The sequence below is a fragment of the Escherichia sp. Lx600-2 genome (assembly GCF_036662595.1).
GTDB classification, from domain to species: Bacteria; Pseudomonadota; Gammaproteobacteria; order Enterobacterales; family Enterobacteriaceae; genus Escherichia; species Escherichia coli.
On record NZ_JAYQWM010000003.1, the window covers coordinates 38,769 to 58,529 of the forward strand.

A 19,761-nucleotide genomic window follows, 5' to 3' on the forward strand; every position below is an offset into this window, starting at 1 on the left:
TTTCTTATCAGTGTAACCGTCAGAGAAAACGTGCTCCAGCCCAAAAAAACGTTACAATTGCCGCCCATTACTGAAAACCACAGTAAAGCGAGGTTTTATGCGTACCGTTTTGAACATTCTGAACTTTGTGCTTGGCGGATTTGCCACCACTCTGGGCTGGCTGTTGGCGACTCTGGTCAGTATTGTGCTGATTTTTACCTTACCGCTGACACGATCCTGCTGGGAGATCACTAAACTGTCTCTGGTGCCTTATGGCAATGAAGCTATTCATGTCGATGAACTGAACCCGGCTGGCAAAAATGTGCTGCTGAATACTGGCGGTACGGTATTGAATATTTTCTGGCTGATTTTCTTTGGCTGGTGGTTATGCCTGATGCACATTGCAACGGGCATCGCACAATGTATTTCAATCATTGGCATTCCTGTCGGCATTGCGAACTTTAAAATTGCCGCTATTGCACTATGGCCGGTTGGTCGTCGCGTGGTATCGGTAGAAACAGCGCAAGCTGCGCGTGAAGCCAATGCACGTCGTCGTTTTGAATAATCCACTAATATGGCCTTTATGCTAAGTCCTTTGCTCAAACGCTATACATGGAACAGCGCCTGGCTGTATTACGCGCGTATTTTTATTGCGCTTTGTGGAACCACAGCGTTTCCGTGGTGGCTGGGTGATGTAAAACTGACGATTCCGCTGACGCTGGGGATGGTGGCAGCGGCGCTGACCGATCTCGATGACCGACTGGCGGGACGTTTGCGTAACCTCATCATTACGCTGTTCTGCTTTTTTATCGCCTCGGCCTCAGTAGAATTGCTGTTTCCCTGGCCCTGGCTATTTGCGATTGGCTTAACGCTCTCTACCAGCGGCTTCATTTTGCTCGGCGGTCTGGGTCAACGCTATGCAACAATTGCCTTCGGTGCATTGCTGATCGCCATTTACACTATGTTGGGAACATCACTGTATGAGCACTGGTATCAGCAGCCGATGTATCTGCTGGCTGGTGCCGTCTGGTACAACGTCCTGACACTTATTGGTCATCTGCTGTTCCCGGTCCGCCCGCTGCAGGACAACCTGGCGCGTTGCTATGAACAACTGGCGCGTTATCTTGAGCTCAAGTCGCGCATGTTTGATCCTGATATTGAAGATGAAAGCCAGGCACCGCTGTACGATTTGGCTCTCGCCAACGGTCAGCTGATGGCGACATTGAATCAGACGAAACTCTCGCTGCTGACCCGCTTACGTGGCGATCGTGGTCAACGGGGAACGCGTCGCACGCTGCATTATTACTTTGTCGCACAGGATATTCACGAGCGTGCCAGCTCTTCTCATATTCAGTATCAAACATTGCGTGAACATTTTCGCCACAGCGACGTGCTGTTCCGTTTTCAGCGGCTGATGTCGATGCAGGGCCAGGCGTGCCAGCAACTGTCACGCTGTATTTTGCTGCGTCAGCCTTATCAACATGATCCGCATTTTGAGCGCGCTTTTACGCATATTGATGCTGCCCTGGAGCGGATGCGCGATAACGGCGCGCCTGCCGATTTACTCAAAATACTGGGATTTTTGCTGAACAATTTACGCGCCATTGATGCCCAACTGGCAACAATTGAATCAGAACAGGCCCAGGCACTGCCCCATAATAATGACGAAAATGAGCTCGCTGATGACAGCCCGCACGGATTGAGTGATATCTGGCTGCGTCTTAGCCGTCACTTCACGCCGGAATCCGCCCTCTTCCGTCATGCGGTAAGAATGTCGCTGGTGTTGTGCTTCGGCTACGCCATCATTCAAATAACCGGAATGCATCACGGGTATTGGATCTTGCTGACAAGTTTGTTTGTCTGCCAGCCAAACTATAACGCCACGCGCCACCGCCTGAAGTTAAGGATTATTGGTACGCTGGTAGGTATCGCCATTGGCATTCCTGTGCTGTGGTTTGTGCCATCACTGGAAGGGCAGCTGGTGCTGCTGGTTATTACCGGCGTGCTCTTTTTTGCCTTCCGTAACGTGCAATACGCTCATGCAACGATGTTCATCACACTTTTGGTGCTACTGTGTTTTAACTTACTGGGTGAAGGTTTTGAAGTAGCGTTACCTCGCGTAATCGATACGCTGATTGGTTGTGCCATTGCGTGGGCGGCAGTGAGCTACATCTGGCCTGACTGGCAGTTTCGCAATCTGCCGCGCATGCTCGAACGCGCCACAGAGGCCAACTGTCGCTATCTCGATGCCATACTGGAGCAATACCATCAGGGGCGTGATAACCGTCTTGCGTATCGTATTGCCCGCCGCGATGCACACAACCGTGATGCTGAACTGGCGTCGGTGGTATCAAATATGTCCAGCGAACCGAACGTTACCCCGCAAATTCGCGAAGCCGCGTTTCGGTTGCTGTGCCTTAACCATACGTTTACCAGCTATATCTCAGCCCTCGGTGCTCACCGGGAGCAGTTAACTAATCCTGAAATTCTGGCGTTTCTTGATGACGCAGTTTGCTATGTTGATGACGCGTTACATCATCAACCTGCTGATGAAGAACGCGTCAATCAGGCATTAGCTGGCCTGAAACAGCGGATGCAGCAACTTGAACCACGGGCAGACAGCAAAGAACCTCTGGTCGTACAACAAGTTGGGTTATTGATTGCATTACTGCCTGAGATTGGTCGTCTGCAACGCCAGATTACTCAAGTTCCGCAGGAAACTCCTGTTTCGGCGTAAGAGAGTCAGCCCATTCTGCAAGCTCCTGGCGGCGTGCCACCGGGAGCGCAGCTTCATGAATGCCGATAATGGCACCTTCAAGCATAAACAGAATCTTTTCTGTCACCAGACTGTTTTGCTGCCGCAGTCGCAACCAACACATTTTTGCCCCAAGTATACGTAACGCCCGTACATCCTTAATCCCCACCTCCCCGAGAATCGCTTCCAGATGAAAAGACATATTGGGCAAATCTTTCAGTCTTTCCCGGGTATTGCGCGTGCTTTTCTCTTTCAGCGCTGCATCGAGAGAATATTTCGACAGACGCACCAGCTTCAGTTGATTTCGCCATAGACTTTCATCAACCCGATAGTAATTGAGGGTAACGGATCGGCCACACTTTTTATATGTCAGCCAGACAGGCGGATGTTTTACACAGTACTGTGCACTTTGCTCACAAGCCCGAAGATACAACTCACCATCAGAAACCATCGCAAACACCGTGTCGTCAACGGTCAGGCTGTAACTGCCAAACAATGATCGGTATTCAATTGTGCCCAACGTTGCCAGGTATTCTTGTGATTTATAGATCCGCTTATAGGAGAGGCTTTTCATAAAATTCCTTTTAAAATCATAACATAAAAGAATGATTCACATTAACGGATCCGTTAACTACGAAAATAGGCAACTTATTCTTAAGGGGCAAGATTAATTTATGTTTTCCCGTCACCAACGACAAAATTTGCGAGGCTCTTTCCGAAAATAGGGTTGATCTTTGTTGTCACTGGATGTACTGTATATCCATACAGTAACTCACAGGGGCTGGATTGATTATGTACACTTCAGGCTATGCACATCGTTCTTCGTCGTTCTCATCCGCAGCAAGTAAAATTGCGCGTGTCTCTACGGAAAACACTACAGCCGGGCTTATCAGTGAAGTTGTCTATCGCGAAGATCAGCCCATGATGACGCAACTTCTACTGTTGCCATTGTTACAGCAACTCGGTCAGCAATCGCGCTGGCAACTCTGGTTAACACCGCAACAAAAACTGAGTCGGGAATGGGTTCAGGCATCTGGGCTACCCTTAACGAAAGTAATGCAGATTAGCCAGCTCCCCCCTTGCCACACTGTGGAGTCAATGGTTCGCGCTTTACGCACGGGCAATTACAGTGTGGTGATCGGTTGGTTGGCAGATGATTTGACTGAAGAAGAGCATGCTGAACTTGTTGATGCGGCAAATGAAGGTAACGCGATGGGGTTTATTATGCGTCCGGTAAGCGCATCCTCTCACGCAACGAGACAACTTTCCGGGCTAAAAATTCACTCTAATTTGTATCATTAAGTAAATTTAGGATTAATCCTGGAACTTTTTTTGTCGCCCAGCCAATGCTTTCAGTCGTGACTAATTTTCCTTGCGGAGGCTTGTCTGAAGCGGTTTCCGCGATTTTCTTCTGTAAATTGTCGCTGACAAAAAAGATTAAACATACCTTATACAAGACTTTTTTTTCATATGCCTGACGGAGTTCACACTTGTAAGTTTTCAACTACGTTGTAGACTTTACATCGCCAGGGGTGCTCGGCATAAGCCGAAGATATCGGTAGAGTTAATATTGAGCAGATCCCCCGGTGAAGGATTTAACCGTGTTATCTCGTTGGAGATATTCATGGCGTATTTTGGATGATAACGAGGCGCAAAGAATGAAAAAGACAGCTATCGCGATTGCAGTGGCACTGGCTGGTTTCGCTACCGTAGCGCAGGCCGCTCCGAAAGATAACACCTGGTACACTGGTGCTAAACTGGGCTGGTCCCAGTTCCATGACACTGGTTTCATCGACAACAATGGCCCGACCCATGAAAACCAACTGGGCGCTGGTGCTTTTGGTGGTTACCAGGTTAACCCGTATGTTGGCTTTGAAATGGGTTACGACTGGTTAGGTCGTATGCCGTACAAAGGCGACAACATCAACGGCGCTTACAAAGCTCAGGGCGTTCAGCTGACCGCTAAACTGGGTTACCCAATCACTGACGATCTGGACGTTTACACTCGTCTGGGTGGTATGGTATGGCGTGCAGACACCAAGTCTAACGTACCTGGTGGCGTATCCACTAAAGACCACGACACCGGCGTTTCTCCGGTCTTCGCTGGCGGTGTTGAGTACGCGATCACTCCTGAAATCGCTACCCGTCTGGAATACCAGTGGACCAACAACATCGGTGACGCACACACCATCGGCACTCGTCCGGACAACGGCCTGCTGAGCCTGGGTGTTTCCTACCGTTTCGGTCAGGGCGAAGCAGCTCCGGTAGTTGCTCCGGCTCCAGCTCCAGCACCGGAAGTACAGACCAAGCACTTCACTCTGAAGTCTGACGTTCTGTTCAACTTCAACAAAGCTACCCTGAAACCGGAAGGTCAGGCTGCTCTGGATCAGCTGTACAGCCAGCTGAGCAACTTGGATCCGAAAGACGGTTCCGTAGTTGTTCTGGGTTACACCGACCGCATCGGTTCTGACGCTTACAACCAGGGTCTGTCCGAGCGCCGTGCTCAGTCTGTTGTTGATTACCTGATCTCTAAAGGTATCCCGGCAGACAAGATCTCCGCACGTGGTATGGGCGAATCCAACCCGGTTACTGGCAACACCTGTGACAACGTGAAACAGCGTGCTGCATTGATCGACTGCCTGGCTCCGGATCGTCGCGTAGAGATCGAAGTTAAAGGCATCAAAGACGTTGTAACTCAGCCGCAGGCTTAAGTTCTCGTCTGGTAGAAAAACCCCGCAGCTGCGGGGTTTTTTTTCGCCTTTAGTAAATTGAACTGACTTCGTCAGTTATTCCTTACCCAGCAATGCCTGCAGATCCTGCTTCAAAGAAGACATTTTATTCGCGTATTTCTCTTTGTTTTCCGCATCTTCAATCAGCTGAACAATCGTTTCAGAAAGCGTTTTACCGCGACGCTGCGCAAGACCAGCCAGACGTTGCCAGACAATAAATTCCAGATCGATCGATTTTTTGCGCGTATGCTGGTGTTCCGCATTAAAATGGCGCTTCCGTCTGGCCCGAATGGTTTGCTTCATGCGATTGACCAGTTCCGGATTCATATGCTTGTCAATCCAGCCATTTACCAGCACGGGTTCATTTTCCAGCGAGAGCAACACATCGACGGCTTCCTGGGCGGCACTGGCTTCTATGTAACGGGTGATTAACTCCCCTTCGCGATGCTTCTTCACCAGATACTTCCATTTCCAACCGCTTTCAAGATTTTCAAGTTGTTGATATTTCATAGCGATCTCAATGTTACCGTGTAACTCTTTACAGAATATCAGTTTTTTAGGCCAGTGAAGAAAAGAATCTCCATCCTGTGAGCTTTAACGCCCATGCCAGGAGTATTGTCGGTGCTTTCTACGTGTGCTGTAGTGCCGGTTACGGTATAATCGCGGCTTTGACAACAGACTAAAAAACATCAACTTTGACCATTACGAAACTTGCATGGCGTGACCTGGTTCCTGATACCGATAGCTATCAGGAAATATTTGCTCAGCCACATTTGATTGACGAAAACGATCCTTTATTCAGTGATACTCAACCGCGACTGCAATTTGCGCTGGAGCAGTTGCTGCATACGCGAGCATCCTCCTCTTTTATGCTGGCTAAGGCCCCGGAAGAGTCTGAGTATCTGAATCTTATTGCCGACGCCGCGCGTACGCTACAAAGCGATGCAGGCCAACTGGTGGGCGGTCACTATGAGGTTTCCGGCCACAGCATCCGCTTACGTCACGCAGTGAATGCAGATGATAATTTTGCGACTTTAACGCAAGTTGTCGCTGCCGACTGGGTAGAAGCGGAGCAACTCTTTGGCTGCCTGCGCCAGTTTAATGGCGACATTACCCTGCAGCCTGGTCTGGTGCATCAGGCAAATGGCGGTATTCTCATCATCTCTTTGCGTACACTGCTGGCGCAACCTCTGCTGTGGATGCGGCTGAAAAATATCGTTAACCGCGAGCGTTTTGACTGGGTTGCGTTTGATGAGTCGCGCCCTCTCCCCGTCTCTGTGCCTTCGATGCCATTGAAGCTGAAAGTCATTCTGGTAGGCGAACGCGAATCATTGGCTGATTTCCAGGAGATGGAGCCAGAGCTTTCAGAGCAGGCTATTTATAGCGAATTTGAAGATACTCTGCAGATTGTCGATGCGGAGTCAGTAAGCCAGTGGTGTCGCTGGGTGACATTTACCGCCAGACATAATCACTTACCTGCACCGGGAGCGGATTCCTGGCCGGTACTTATCCGCGAAGCAGTACGCTACACCGGTGAACAAGAAACACTTCCGCTTAGCCCGCAGTGGATCCTCCGCCAGTGTAAAGAAGTCGCCTCCCTGTGTGATGGCGACACCTTCTCCGGCGAGCAGCTAAACTTAATGCTACAGCAGCGTGAATGGCGTGAAGGTTTCCTCGCTGAACGCATGCAGGATGAGATCCTTCAGGAGCAAATCCTGATTGAAACCGAAGGCGAACGCATCGGGCAAATTAACGCCCTTTCGGTCATTGAATTTCCGGGTCATCCACGCGCTTTTGGCGAACCTTCTCGCATTAGCTGCGTTGTGCATATTGGCGATGGTGAATTCACCGACATCGAACGCAAAGCGGAGCTTGGCGGCAATATCCATGCGAAAGGGATGATGATCATGCAGGCGTTCCTGATGTCGGAACTACAGCTTGAGCAACAGATCCCCTTCTCAGCATCGCTGACATTTGAGCAGTCATACAGTGAAGTTGATGGAGATAGTGCCTCGATGGCTGAACTCTGCGCCCTGATAAGCGCCCTCGCTGATGTGCCGGTGAATCAGAGTATCGCTATCACAGGTTCAGTCGATCAGTTCGGTCGCGCCCAGCCGGTCGGTGGTTTAAATGAGAAAATCGAAGGCTTCTTTGCTATTTGCCAGCAACGTGAGTTAACGGGTAAACAAGGTGTCATTATCCCCACTGCTAACGTTCGCCATTTAAGTCTTCACAGTGAACTGGTGAAAGCGGTAGAAGAAGGCAAATTCACCATCTGGGCAGTAGACGATGTGACTGACGCACTGCCGTTATTATTAAATCTGGTGTGGGATGGCGAAGGCCAAACGACGCTGATGCAAACCATCCAGGAACGTATCGCGCAAGCATCGCAACAGGAAGGACGTCACCGTTTTCCATGGCCATTACGTTGGCTGAACTGGTTTATTCCGAACTGATCGGACTTGTTCAGCGTACACGTGTTAGCTATCCTGCGTGCTTCAATAAAATAAGGCTTACAGAGAACATGGTAGATAAACGCGAATCCTATACAAAAGAAGACCTTCTTGCCTCTGGTCGCGGTGAACTGTTTGGCGCTAAAGGCCCGCAATTGCCAGCACCGAACATGCTGATGATGGACCGTGTGGTCAAAATGACCGAAACGGGTGGTAACTTCGACAAAGGGTATGTTGAAGCAGAACTGGATATCAATCCGGATCTGTGGTTCTTCGGATGCCACTTTATTGGCGATCCGGTTATGCCGGGATGCCTGGGCCTGGACGCAATGTGGCAGCTGGTAGGGTTCTACCTCGGCTGGCTGGGCGGCGAAGGTAAAGGCCGCGCGCTGGGCGTTGGCGAAGTGAAATTCACTGGTCAGGTACTGCCGACAGCGAAAAAAGTGACCTACCGTATTCACTTTAAACGCATTGTTAATCGTCGTCTGATTATGGGTCTGGCAGATGGCGAAGTGCTGGTTGATGGTCGTCTGATCTATACCGCCAGCGACCTGAAAGTCGGTCTGTTCCAGGATACGTCTGCCTTCTGATTATAATCAGACAGAGTATCAAAAGGCGAAACCTCCGCAATGCGGAGGTTTCTTTTTAAAGAGACAGAATCAGGCCATTACTACCCTGTCCGCCATGGCTTCTCGCCAGCCTCCCAGCCATTGTGACCTTTGATTCAGCGTCTGATAGGGACACATTTCTTTTGAGCGTCCGGCGATGCCGGCCTGATAACCACGTTGATGTGCCCGTTCCAGGCGATCTCGTTTTTGTCTCTTCATGCCTCGTTTCCCTCATACTGGTTTCTGGTGGAAAAGAAAACAGTGATTACTAAATGTGCAATCACAGTTAAGCAATACCGCGAATCATAACTGCCGTCAATGCGCAAAATTCACGCCACTGTCATATTTGTGAGCTACACGGGCATGTCGGTTGTACAAAAAATGTGAAGAGGAACAACTTTTTCCGCACGTTAGAAACAAAAAAACCGCCTCAGGCAACATACCGGAGACGGTTATATTTACAAATCTTTATAATTAAGGTAGACGCTTTATCTCTTGTGCAATAGAAGCGGCTTCCTGACTCCAGACACTGGCCAGCACTTTAACCATCTCATCGTAACCATCCTGAGTTTGCACTCCTTCCAGACGGAACGGACGTTTGATCAGTTGTCCCTGGTGGTTCAACAGCCACTCACCACTGACAATGACCTTGCCATCATAGCGACCGTTAAACTCCGTTACGGTAACATTGAGCGTGTCCTGGGCGCTTCCCAGAGGCTGGGAGGCAACCACCCAGCCGGGCAGTTGCGTGCTCAGGTTGGCAACCAGGGTGTTGCGCAACTGTTGATCCAACGGGCTGGCCCACAAGTTGTTGTTGGCAATCACATACTTCACATCACTGGTTTGATAAACCACACCATTCCCCGCCAGATAGTCAGGTACAGCGACCTGCTCTACCCATAACAGGCGATTGCCCTGGCTGGCGGTACTTTGTGTACCGCTCTGCACCACAGGTAACTGGTAATAGTTTTTATTAATTTCGCCGGAGCTGCATCCGGCCAGCCACAGTGCTGCAATCGTCACTAGCCACTTTTTCATTGTTTCGCCCTCTTCGGCTCTGGATCTTTTTTGTCCTTCGCTTCAAATACCAGCGCGTTACTCTTCTCATTGAGCGTTTTCAGCACCGGTTGCAGTTCTCGCAACACCTGATCAAGGCGCTGCATATCCGCCACCATCTTGTTGTAGGCTGCGGAGCCAGGCTGGAAGCCCTGCATGCTGCGATTCAATTCACGCAACGTTGACTGCATATCCGTCGGCAACTGCTGCATCGACTGGCTGGCGAGGATCTTGTTCATGCTATCCAGCGTCGTTTGCAGGTTTTTCATTGTGCGTTGACTTTCAGAAAGCGTACTGGTTGCCTGTTCAATCATCGGATTCAATGGCAGTTTGTTGATCTTATCCAACGCTTCCATCAGTCGTTGCTGGATTTGCGCCAGGCCGCCACTAACGGTCGGGATAATCTGATAACCATTAAATTCACGAATACCGGTTATTGCAGGCGTATTTGGATAGAAATCGAGATCAACATACAGTGCGCCAGTGACCAGGTTTCCGGTTTTCAGCGATCCGCGTAAACCACGTTTCAACAATTCGCCAAGGTGCTCAACAACATCCGCATTTTCGCCAAGCTGCATTTTCAGCCGCTCTGGCTCGATACGAATCAGCACCGGAATACGGTAATCATCGTTAAATGTCTGACGCATATTCGGCGCAAAGAATGGCACTTTGCTTACGGTACCCAGGCGAATACCCCGGAATTCTACCGGAGCTCCCGGTTGCAGACCGCGTACCGAATCTTTAAAGAACATCAGATAATCAATGTGATCGGTGTACAACGAATCCTGAATGCTCTTCTGATCATCATACAAAACGAAAGCTGTTTTCGGTGCCACTGGCTGCCCTAAATCCAGACCTTCCGGCACATCAAAGCTGACACCGCCACTCAGCAGCGTTGTCAATGAGCCCATCTCCACACGCATTCCCGCTGACGTCAGATCAACCGCAATGCCACTATCTTTCCAGAAGCGAACATTGCTGGTCACCAGTCGGTCATAAGGTGCATTGATGAACAGTTGATAACTGATATTGCGTTTTTGCGTATCGAAGGTGCTGGTTTCAACCGAACCTACCCGATAGCCACGGAACAGCACCGGATCTCCTGGCGAGAGCTGCCCGGCTTTTTTGCTATCGAGAATCACACGGATACCTTTCGCATCAGGCGGGGCCAACGGTGGCGAGTCCAGCAAATCGTATTTATCCATTTTGCTGCCTTTCGCGCCTGGCTGCAGTTCGATATAAACCCCAGACAGCAGGGTTCCCAGACCGCTAATCCCTTCTCGACCAATCTGCGGTTTCACCACCCAAAAGACGGTATCTTTATGCAGCAATTTTTCCATACCGGAATTCAGCCGCGCTTTGATTTCAACGTGTGTCAAATCATCAGCGAGTGTGGCGCTTTCAACCACGCCGACGTCAACGCTACGGCTTTTAATGGTGGTTTTGCCACCTTCAATTCCTTCCGCATTCGCGGTGATCAGGGTCACTTCCGGTCCCTGATGGCTGTAATGATAAAAAAGAACCCAGGCCCCAATGAGCGCCGTGACGATAGGAAATATCCACACGGGAGACCAGTTCTTCACTTTCTGGATTTTGGCTTCCCCATTATTAGATTCCATACTGTCAGGACTCCTCATGCTCTGATTCAGGTTGACGATCCCACGACAAACGCGGGTCAAACGTCATAGCAGAAAACATTGTCATTATGACGACTAAAGCAAACATTAATGCACCCATTGCCGGATAAATACTCATTAAACCTCCCATACGCACCAGCGCCGAGAGCACCGCGATAACGAAAACGTCAATCATCGACCAGCGGCCTACAAACTCAACAACTTCATAAATCAAATGCATTCTTTCACTGTCGCGCTTGCCATGCCCTTTGGCATCCCAACACAGCCACGCGATGGCGATCATCTTTAACGTTGGCACCATAATACTGGCCAGAAAGATCACCGCAGCGACGGGATAAGAGCCTTCGCTCCATAACAGGATGACCCCAGCGAGAATCGTCGACGGCATCTTCGAGCCTAATAAATCCGTCACCATGATGGGCAAAATATTAGCCGGAAGATACAGCATGATGGACGTAACAAGCAGCGCGAGTGTCCATTGCAGGCTGTTTCTACGTCGAACGTACCCTTTAGTACCACAGCGCGGGCACACGGGTTCATCAGCAGGAAGGATTGCCGTACAACAGGAGCACGAACGCAGCCCCTGACGTATCCCCGTGACGCCTGGTTTTAGCGGCTGGCGCAGTTCTGGCATCGGGGCGATATCGTCCCATAACCAGCGACGATCAACGCACTGAAAAGCACGCAGTTGCAGGACACAAAATAAACACCAGGGGAGAAAGCTGCTGCCTACGCCAATGCTGCCGTAAGCCATCAGTTTAACGAAACTGACCAGCACACCCGCGAGGAAAATCTCCGCCATTCCCCAGGTTTTGAGTTGAAAAAGCACCCGTGCCAGTTGCTCTTTTAAACGGACCGGTAATTCCGCGCGATTCACCAGTAACAGAATGGTTATCAGACAAAACGCGGGAACCAGTTGCACAAACAACAGGAAAAAGGTGCCGAGGCTGGCGTAGTCCTCAGAAAAAAGCACGCCGGGAATTTCCAGTAATGTAATTTCACTGGTAACTCCTGCAACGTTCATATTCACAAAAGGAAACAAGTTGGACAGCAACAGCATGAACAGTGCAGCCAACGCATAGGCGGTAGGACGCTGCCGAGGGGCATCCCACGCCACGGTTAACGTTGTGCCACACCGGGGACATGCCGCTTTCTGACCATGCTCAAGGCGCGGTAACGCCACCAGCATGTCACACTGCGAGCACAGGATGTGCTTCGCGGCATGATGATGTTCGCACATTGGTACTCCTTAATGATGCGCTATTTTACAGATGACTAACAAAGTGTTGGTTTTCATGCCTGATAAACCCAGTGCATCAGGCAATTCTACCGTTGTCAGCTGTCTCTGTTTAAATCGACTATTTTGCGATCAGCCACCATTTTTTAACGCTTCAAGATACTCCCAGCGTTCAAAGGCTTGCTCCAGTTCCTGTTCTGCGGCAGCCATATCAGCGAGCACTTTTTGCGTCTGCTCATGCGGCTGACTGAAGAAGGAAGCATCCGCCACCTGCGTCTGTAGGGCTTCCAGCTTCGCCTCCAGATCTTCGAGCAATTGCGGTAGCTGCTCCAGTTCGCGCTGCAATTTATAGCTTAGTTTGCTACTGCTGCGTTTTACAGTTTCTGCTTTTGGCGCGGCGGGTTCTTCGTTTTTCTTCACCGCAGGCTGTTTGAGCGCCACATACTGCTCTTGCTGACCACGGGCATCATGATAACCGCCGACATAACGACCAATTTTACCGCCGCCTTCGAAGATCCAGCATTCTGTAACGGTGTTATCGACAAACTGACGATCGTGGCTAACCAGCAATACCGTGCCCTGGTAGCTGTCGATCAGTTCTTCCAGCAGTTCCAGCGTTTCGACATCAAGATCGTTGGTCGGTTCGTCAAGAATCAATAAGTTGCTTGGTTTGAGGAACAAACGCGCCAGCAGCAAGCGGTTCCGCTCACCGCCAGAAAGCGCACGTACCGGCGTCATCGCCCGTTTCGGATGGAACAGAAAGTCCTGCAAATAGCCCAATACGTGGCGTGGCTTGCCGTTAACCATCACCTCTTGCTTACCTTCGGCAAGGTTATCCATCACCGTTTTATCGGGATCCAGTTCCGCACGGTGCTGATCGAAATAAGCCACTTCCAGTTTGGTGCCAACGTGAATACGTCCGCTGTCCGCTTGAAGCTGACCGAGCATCAGTTTCAGCAGCGTGGTTTTGCCGCACCCATTCGGACCAATCAGGGCAATTTTGTCGCCACGTAGAACCTGGGCAGAAAAATCTTTCACCAGTTGCTTTCCGTCAACCTGGTAGCAAACGTCTTCCATTTCGAAAACGATCTTACCGGAGCGGCTGGCCTCTTCCACCTGCATCTTTGCGGTACCCATCACTTCGCGACGTTCGCCACGCTCGCGACGCATCGCTTTCAGGGCGCGTACGCGGCCTTCATTACGGGTACGGCGTGCTTTGATCCCCTGGCGAATCCACACTTCTTCCTGCGCCAGTTTGCGATCGAACTCGGCATTTTGTAGTTCTTCCACGCGCAGGGCTTCTTCTTTTTCCAGCAGGTACTGATCGTAATTGCCCGGATAGGTCACCAGCTTGCCGCGATCGAGATCAACAATGCGCGTCGCCATATTGCGGATAAACGAACGGTCGTGGGAGATGAAAATAATCGTCCCATTGAAGGTTTTAAGGAACCCTTCCAGCCAGTCGATGGTTTCGATATCCAGGTGGTTAGTCGGTTCGTCGAGCAGCAATACGCGCGGATTGCTCACCAGCGCGCGTCCTAATGCCGCTTTACGCAACCAGCCGCCGGAAAGCGACGACAGCGCAACATTAGGATCTAACCCCAGTTGCGCCAGCACTTCGTTGATGCGGTTTTCCAGCTGCCACAGGTTGTGGTGATCCAGCTGTTCCTGAACCTTTGCCAGTTCGTTGAGATTTTTCTCGCTCGGGTCGTTCATCACCAGGCGCGAAATATCGTGATAGCGTTTCAGGTATTCCGCTTGTTCTTCAATGCCTTCGGCAACGAAATCATAAACACTACCCTCAACGTTACGCGGCGGATCCTGTTGCAGACGCGCTACAATCAAATCCTGCTCGTAAATAATGCGACCGTCATCCAGCCCTTGTTCACGGTTGAGGATTTTCATTAACGTCGATTTGCCTGCGCCGTTGCGGCCCACCAGACAAACACGTTCGTTATCTTCGATATGCAGTTCTGCGTTATCGAGAAGCGGCGCGTCGCTGAACGACAGCCATGCGCCATGCATACTGATTAATGACATTACTATTCCTTTCAGGCTGCGGTAATCAGCCAGCAGTTGTGGATCTGGCGGTTACGGGCGAAATCCTGGGAGAGCGTTTTTTGCGTAATTTCTTGTGCTTTCAGTCCCAGTTTTGCCAGGCCGTCGAGATCCATACGGAAGCCACGTTTGTTGTTCGAGAACATGATCGTCCCACCTGCACGCAGCAGACGTTTCAAATCTTTCATCAGCGCCAGATGATCGCGCTGAACATCAAACGCATCTTCCATTCGTTTAGAGTTAGAGAAGGTTGGCGGATCGATAAAGATCAGATCGAACTGTTCATTTGCCTCACGCAGCCACGCCAGGCAATCGGCCTGAATCAGGCGATGCGCACGCCCGGTTAGGCCATTCAGACGCAGGTTGCGTTCTGCCCACTCCAGATAAGTACGCGACATATCCACGGTGGTGGTGCTGCGTGCACCGCCTAATCCCGCATGCACGGTGGCGCTGCCGGTATAAGAAAACAGGTTGAGGAAATCTTTGCCTTTGCTCATCTGACCGAGCATACGGCGGGCGATACGGTGATCGAGGAACAGACCAGTATCGAGATAATCCGTCAGGTTCACCCACAAGTGAGCGTTATATTCGGTAACTTCAAGAAACTCGCCCTTCTCGCCCAGTTTCTGGTACTGGTTTTTGCCCTTCTGGCGTTCACGGGTTTTCAGCACCAGTTTGTTTGGCGCAATCCCCAGTACCGAAATGGTTGCAGCGATAATATCGAACAGACGCTGACGCGCTTTGTGAGCATCAATAGTTTTTGGCGGTGCATACTCCTGCACCACCACCCAGTCGGCATAACGGTCAACGGCAACGTTATATTCCGGCAGATCGGCGTCATACAGGCGGTAACATTCAATTCCTTCCTGGCGAGCCCACTTCTCGAATTTTTTGAGGTTCTTACGCAGGCGGTTGGCGTAGTCTTCCGCTACCATCGCCGGTTTGCTGTCTGGAGTGCTTTCGGCAACGTGGTAATTTTTCTGTACGCAGTCCAGCGGGCCGTTTTTCGCCTTGTACTGTTTGTCTGCACGCAGCTGCAAGCAGCTTAGCAGATCCGGCGAGGCACTAAACAAAGAGAGATTCCAGCCACCAAACTGGTTTTTCATGATCCGACCCAGCAGGCTATGCAGCGCAATCAGCGCCGGTTCGCTGTCCAGACGTTCCCCGTATGGCGGGTTGCTTAACACTGTGCCGTACGGCCCTTTCGGCAGCGGATTGGTCAGTTGCGCGACATCTTTCACCTCAAAGGTGATCAGTTCACCAATCCCCGCAAGACGGGCGTTAGTGCGTGCACGTTGAATCACCCGTGCGTCGCTGTCCGAACCGTAAAGATGAGAGCTATACTCAGCCAGGCCTTTACGTGCGCGAGTTTGCGCTTCCGCTTTCACTTCCTGCCAGATAGCTTCATCATGCTGCGCCCAGCCGCTAAAGCCCCAACGCCCACGGTGCAAGCCTGGTGCGCGATCGGTCGCCAGCATCGCCGCTTCAATCAGCAACGTACCGGAACCACACATCGGATCGAGCAGCGGTGTTCTTGGCTGCCAGCCGGATCGCATCACAATAGCGGCTGCCAGGGTTTCTTTGATCGGCGCAATACCAGCACGATCGCGATAGCCACGCAGATGTAAACCATCACCACTCAGATCAAGAGCGATACTGGCGGTTTCTTTATGCAGCCAGACGTTAACGCAGATATCCGGCGCATCGCGATCAACATTTGGACGCGGCAGATTTTTCCGCGTGAAAGCATCGACGATCGCGTCTTTCACTTTCATCGCACCGTACTGACTGTTGCGGATGGTGTCATTCAAACCACTGAAGTGGACAGCGAAGGTCGCGCCAGGATTAAACATCTCTGTCCAGTTGATCGCCTGAACACCGAGATAGAGGTCTAAATCGCTGTAAACCTTACACTCGCCCAGCGGCAACATAATACGCGAGGCCAGGCGGCTCCACATCAGGCTCTGGTAAACAAGCCGTGTGTCGCCCTTGAAATGGACCCCACCCTGAACCACCTGGCATTCAACGGCCCCCAGGTTTTCCAGTTCAGTTTTTAACAGCTCTTCCAGCCCACGGGCCGTACTGGCAAACAGAGAATTCATATCGTCACTTTTACTCTAAGAGCCTACCGCAGTAGGCGTAATTGTTGCAGTCAGTCTGGACATGGACAGCGCGGAGAAACCGGAGCGTACACAAGTACGTGAGGATTTCGAGCACAACCCAGGGCCAAACTGACAAATAAAATAGCCTAATGGGACAGGCGCTAAGAAAATTGTTGCGCATTATAGCTAATAAGCGCGTCATGTCATAAAGTTGAGGGCTTATTTTCATTTGAGGACCACACCGTGGCGACATTAACCCGGCTTTTTATTCATCCTGTTAAATCGATGCGCGGCATTGGTCTTACACATACCCTGGCAGATGTCAGTGGTCTGGCCTTCGATCGCATCTTTATGATCACGGAACCTGATGGTACGTTTATTACCGCTCGCCAGTTTCCCCAGATGGTACGGTTTACTCCTTCACCTGTGCATGATGGCTTGCATCTCACCGCACCAGATGGCAGTAGCGCATATGTTCGTTTTGCTGATTTCGCCACACAAGACGCACCAACCGAAGTTTGGGGCACACATTTTACCGCGCGAATTGCGCCAGACGCGATCAACAAATGGCTAAGTGGATTTTTCTCCCGCGAAGTGCAATTACGCTGGGTGGGGCCACAAATGACCCGGCGCGTGAAACGCCACAACACTGTACCTCTGTCATTTGCTGATGGCTATCCTTACCTTCTTGCTAACGAAGCCTCGTTACGTGATCTCCAACAACGTTGTCCGGCCAGTGTAAAAATGGAGCAATTCCGCCCCAATCTGGTGGTTTCCGGCGCGTCAGCCTGGGAAGAAGATCGCTGGAAAGTGATTCGCATTGGTGATGTGGTGTTTGATGTGGTTAAACCTTGTAGCCGCTGTATTTTCACCACCGTCAGCCCAGAAAAAGGGCAAAAACATCCGGCAGGCGAACCATTAAAAACATTGCAATCTTTCCGCACTGCCCAGGATAACGGCGATGTCGATTTTGGTCAGAATTTAATTGCCCGTAATAGCGGCGTGATTCGCGTTGGCGATGAGGTGGAAATTCTGGCAACGGCTCCGGCAAAAATTTACGGCGCAGCTGCCGCTGATGATACCGCCAACATCACGCAACAACCGGACGCAAATGTAGATATTGACTGGCAGGGACAGGCATTTCGTGGAAATAACCAACAAGTGTTGCTGGAGCAATTAGAAAATCAGGGAATTCGTATCCCTTATTCTTGCCGCGCGGGCATTTGTGGAAGTTGCCGTGTTCAGCTTTTAGAAGGCGAAGTCACGCCGCTGAAAAAATCAGCAATGGGCGATGATGGCACCATTCTTTGCTGTAGCTGTGTACCGAAGACTGCACTTAAGTTGGCGCGTTAGACTGCCTGTTCGAGGCTGAAGCTGTCAACATTAACCTGCGGTTTCAGCCTGTCGTTCATGATTTTAATGGCGTCGCCCAACTGCATCGCGCGACCCGCAATAACAACGCAGGGTTGGGCTAGCAGACATAGCGCGGCATTCTCGCCAGATTCAACGACCAGCAAATTGACTTGCTCGTGAGTGTCGCTCAACCAAACGCAGGCCGCATCCCCCGGCATGGGCACCCACATTTCACCATGGGAAACAAAATGCCAGCTTTTCGGCATTTGCGGTTTGAGATAGCGAATTGCTACCAGTGCATTCAGCACCAGTTCGGCTTTTTGTTCTTTAGATAAATTAAAATCGCGGCACTTTTCTTCAAAAGAGAAATAGAGCGCGGCGTCGTCAACGCAAAAGCCTGCGGGAGAAAAGGCATCTGGAGTCAACATCTTGCGCGCAAAACGTGAGCGAAATAGCATACCATTGGCTAAATCGAGCATCATACGATCGTGCTCTTCATCGTAATACCAACGCCAGTTATCGTCTGGTTTAATTCGCATCTGCCTCTCCCCTACCCTATAAAACCGCAGCAACACAATCCATTGTCGCTTCGCTTAATAACCTCAACAATAAAAGTACAAAATGTCTAAATAAGCAACAGCGATGAATATAAAACAACCAGGGCTGAAAATAAAGCCCTGATTATCTTATAAAGAGGAATTCGAAGAAATAATTAGATATGGGTAACGATTTCTTTAATCAGCGGCGGACCTTTAAAAATAAAACCAGAATAAATTTGCACCAGTGAGGCACCCGCAGCAATCTTTTCACGCGCAGCGATAACCGAGTCGATGCCGCCAACACCGATGATCGGTAAGCGACCGTTTAATTCCAGTGACAAGCGGCGAATAATTTCGGTGCTTTTTAACTGAAGCGGACGACCACTTAAGCCACCGGTTTGATCGCAATTTTTCATTCCCTGAACCAGAGAACGATCGAGTGTGGTATTGGTTGCAATAACGCCATCAATATTATGGCGAACTAAACTATCGGCAACCTGGATCAATTCTTCTTCAGAAAGATCCGGCGCGATCTTCACTGCGATCGGCACATATTTATGGTGCATCGCTTGCAAATCATTTTGCTTATTTTTAATCGCAGTTAAGAGATCATCCAGCGCTTCACCATATTGCAGTGTGCGTAATCCTGGGGTATTCGGCGATGAAATATTGATGGCGATATATCCCGCATAGGCATAGATTTTTTCCATACAAATCAGATAGTCATCTTTGCCATGCTCCACTGGCGTATCTTTATTTTTGCCGATGTTAATACCCAGGACGCCGTCATAATGGGCCTTTTTTACGTTCTCTACGAGATTATCAACGCCAAGATTATTAAAGCCCATACGGTTGATCAAACCTTCGGCATCTACCAGACGAAAGAGACGCGGCTTGTCATTACCTGGCTGTGGACGTGGCGTGACGGTACCGATCTCGATCGATCCAAATCCCATCGCGCCTAACGCATCAATGCACTCCCCGTCTTTGTCAAGACCGGCTGCCAGACCAAGCGGATTTTTAAACGTCAGGCCCATGCAGTTAACAGGTTTTGCAGGCACTTTCTGCCGCACCAGTGCTTCAAACGGTGTTCCGGTAATGCGGCGTAATTGCTGAAAAGTAAACTCATGAGCGCGCTCTGGATCGAGCTGGAAAAGGGCTTTACGAACGAAGGGGTAGTACATGAACTCTCCTGGATTCCCGGTGTGCAAACCGGGGGCGTATTATGTGCGAGTTCGGACCAAAAGGGAATTGA

The 19,761-nt window shown here is 50.4% G+C and carries 17 protein-coding genes; 7 read left to right on the top strand and 10 right to left on the bottom strand.

Annotation, left to right across the window (positions count from 1 at the left end; translation table 11 throughout):
- Positions 1–97 precede the first annotated feature (97 nt).
- A complete protein-coding gene (locus tag OQV04_RS01625) occupies positions 98–544 on the top strand; it encodes a YccF domain-containing protein (RefSeq protein ID WP_001261235.1) in 447 nt (148 codons plus the stop codon).
- A 9-nt stretch (positions 545–553) separates the two neighbouring features.
- Positions 554–2,716: a YccS family putative transporter gene (gene yccS / locus OQV04_RS01630; protein ID WP_136747830.1), complete on the top strand. Its 2,163-nt coding sequence runs from the start codon at positions 554–556 to the stop codon at positions 2,714–2,716.
- Here yccS and sxy read toward each other — a convergent pair.
- Positions 2,679–3,308: a CRP-S regulon transcriptional coactivator Sxy gene (gene sxy, locus OQV04_RS01635; protein WP_000839153.1), complete on the bottom strand. Its 630-nt coding sequence runs from the start codon at positions 3,306–3,308 to the stop codon at positions 2,679–2,681. The genes yccS and sxy overlap by 38 nt on opposite strands.
- Before the next feature lie 218 nt (positions 3,309–3,526).
- On the opposite strand from sxy, the gene sulA reads away from it, so the two are divergent.
- Both sulA and ompA read left to right on the top strand, forming a co-directional pair.
- Positions 3,527–4,036: an SOS-induced cell division inhibitor SulA gene (gene sulA, locus OQV04_RS01640; RefSeq protein WP_000288706.1), complete on the top strand. Its 510-nt coding sequence runs from the start codon at positions 3,527–3,529 to the stop codon at positions 4,034–4,036.
- Positions 4,037–4,392: 356 nt separating this feature from the next.
- Positions 4,393–5,445, top strand: a complete 1,053-nt coding sequence (gene ompA, locus OQV04_RS01645) for a porin OmpA (protein WP_032280676.1) — start codon at positions 4,393–4,395, stop codon at positions 5,443–5,445.
- Positions 5,446–5,520: 75 nt separating this feature from the next.
- Here the strand turns inward: ompA and matP are convergent, their stop codons facing one another.
- Entirely contained in the window at positions 5,521–5,973 is a 453-nt protein-coding gene (matP, locus tag OQV04_RS01650) for a macrodomain Ter protein MatP (RefSeq protein WP_000877161.1), read from the bottom strand.
- Positions 5,974–6,158: 185 nt separating this feature from the next.
- Between matP and OQV04_RS01655 the strand changes: the two genes are divergently transcribed.
- Positions 6,159–7,919, top strand: a complete 1,761-nt coding sequence (locus OQV04_RS01655) for an AAA family ATPase (protein ID WP_032280665.1) — start codon at positions 6,159–6,161, stop codon at positions 7,917–7,919.
- A 68-nt stretch (positions 7,920–7,987) separates the two neighbouring features.
- On the top strand, positions 7,988–8,506 hold the full coding sequence (fabA, locus tag OQV04_RS01660; RefSeq protein ID WP_000227927.1) for a bifunctional 3-hydroxydecanoyl-ACP dehydratase/trans-2-decenoyl-ACP isomerase: 519 nt from the start codon (positions 7,988–7,990) through the stop codon (positions 8,504–8,506).
- Between the two features lie 69 nt (positions 8,507–8,575).
- Here fabA and rmf read toward each other — a convergent pair whose 3' ends face one another.
- The 6 genes from rmf to rlmKL form a co-directional block, all read right to left on the bottom strand.
- Entirely contained in the window at positions 8,576–8,743 is a 168-nt protein-coding gene (rmf, locus tag OQV04_RS01665; protein ID WP_000828648.1) for a ribosome modulation factor, read from the bottom strand.
- Positions 8,744–8,998: 255 nt separating this feature from the next.
- Positions 8,999–9,562 carry a membrane integrity-associated transporter subunit PqiC gene (gene pqiC, locus OQV04_RS01670; RefSeq protein WP_000759110.1) on the bottom strand — a complete coding sequence of 188 codons (564 nt, stop codon included), beginning with the start codon at positions 9,560–9,562 and terminating at the stop codon, positions 8,999–9,001.
- Positions 9,559–11,199 carry an intermembrane transport protein PqiB gene (pqiB, locus tag OQV04_RS01675; RefSeq protein WP_000445541.1) on the bottom strand — a complete coding sequence of 547 codons (1,641 nt, stop codon included), beginning with the start codon at positions 11,197–11,199 and terminating at the stop codon, positions 9,559–9,561. The genes pqiC and pqiB overlap by 4 nt, the downstream gene beginning before the upstream one ends.
- A gap of 4 nt (positions 11,200–11,203) precedes the next feature.
- Complete coding sequence (pqiA, locus tag OQV04_RS01680; protein ID WP_000333170.1) at positions 11,204–12,457, bottom strand: membrane integrity-associated transporter subunit PqiA; 1,254 nt, start codon at positions 12,455–12,457, stop codon at positions 11,204–11,206.
- Positions 12,458–12,586: 129 nt separating this feature from the next.
- Positions 12,587–14,494 carry an ABC transporter ATP-binding protein gene (locus OQV04_RS01685; RefSeq protein WP_000053083.1) on the bottom strand — a complete coding sequence of 636 codons (1,908 nt, stop codon included), beginning with the start codon at positions 14,492–14,494 and terminating at the stop codon, positions 12,587–12,589.
- Positions 14,495–14,505: 11 nt separating this feature from the next.
- Complete coding sequence (gene rlmKL / locus OQV04_RS01690; protein WP_032280662.1) at positions 14,506–16,614, bottom strand: bifunctional 23S rRNA (guanine(2069)-N(7))-methyltransferase RlmK/23S rRNA (guanine(2445)-N(2))-methyltransferase RlmL; 2,109 nt, start codon at positions 16,612–16,614, stop codon at positions 14,506–14,508.
- A 243-nt stretch (positions 16,615–16,857) separates the two neighbouring features.
- Here rlmKL and ycbX point away from each other — a divergent pair, with 243 nt between their 5' ends.
- Complete coding sequence (ycbX, locus tag OQV04_RS01695; RefSeq protein ID WP_032280661.1) at positions 16,858–17,967, top strand: 6-N-hydroxylaminopurine resistance protein YcbX; 1,110 nt, start codon at positions 16,858–16,860, stop codon at positions 17,965–17,967.
- On the opposite strand, the gene zapC is transcribed toward ycbX, so the two are convergent.
- Both zapC and pyrD read right to left on the bottom strand, forming a co-directional pair.
- Complete coding sequence (zapC, locus tag OQV04_RS01700) at positions 17,964–18,506, bottom strand: cell division protein ZapC (protein WP_001295353.1); 543 nt, start codon at positions 18,504–18,506, stop codon at positions 17,964–17,966. The two genes, ycbX and zapC, sit on opposite strands and share 4 nt — an antisense overlap.
- A 173-nt stretch (positions 18,507–18,679) precedes the next feature.
- Positions 18,680–19,690 carry a quinone-dependent dihydroorotate dehydrogenase gene (gene pyrD, locus OQV04_RS01705; RefSeq protein WP_001312721.1) on the bottom strand — a complete coding sequence of 337 codons (1,011 nt, stop codon included), beginning with the start codon at positions 19,688–19,690 and terminating at the stop codon, positions 18,680–18,682.
- Between the last annotated feature and the right edge of the window lie 71 nt (positions 19,691–19,761).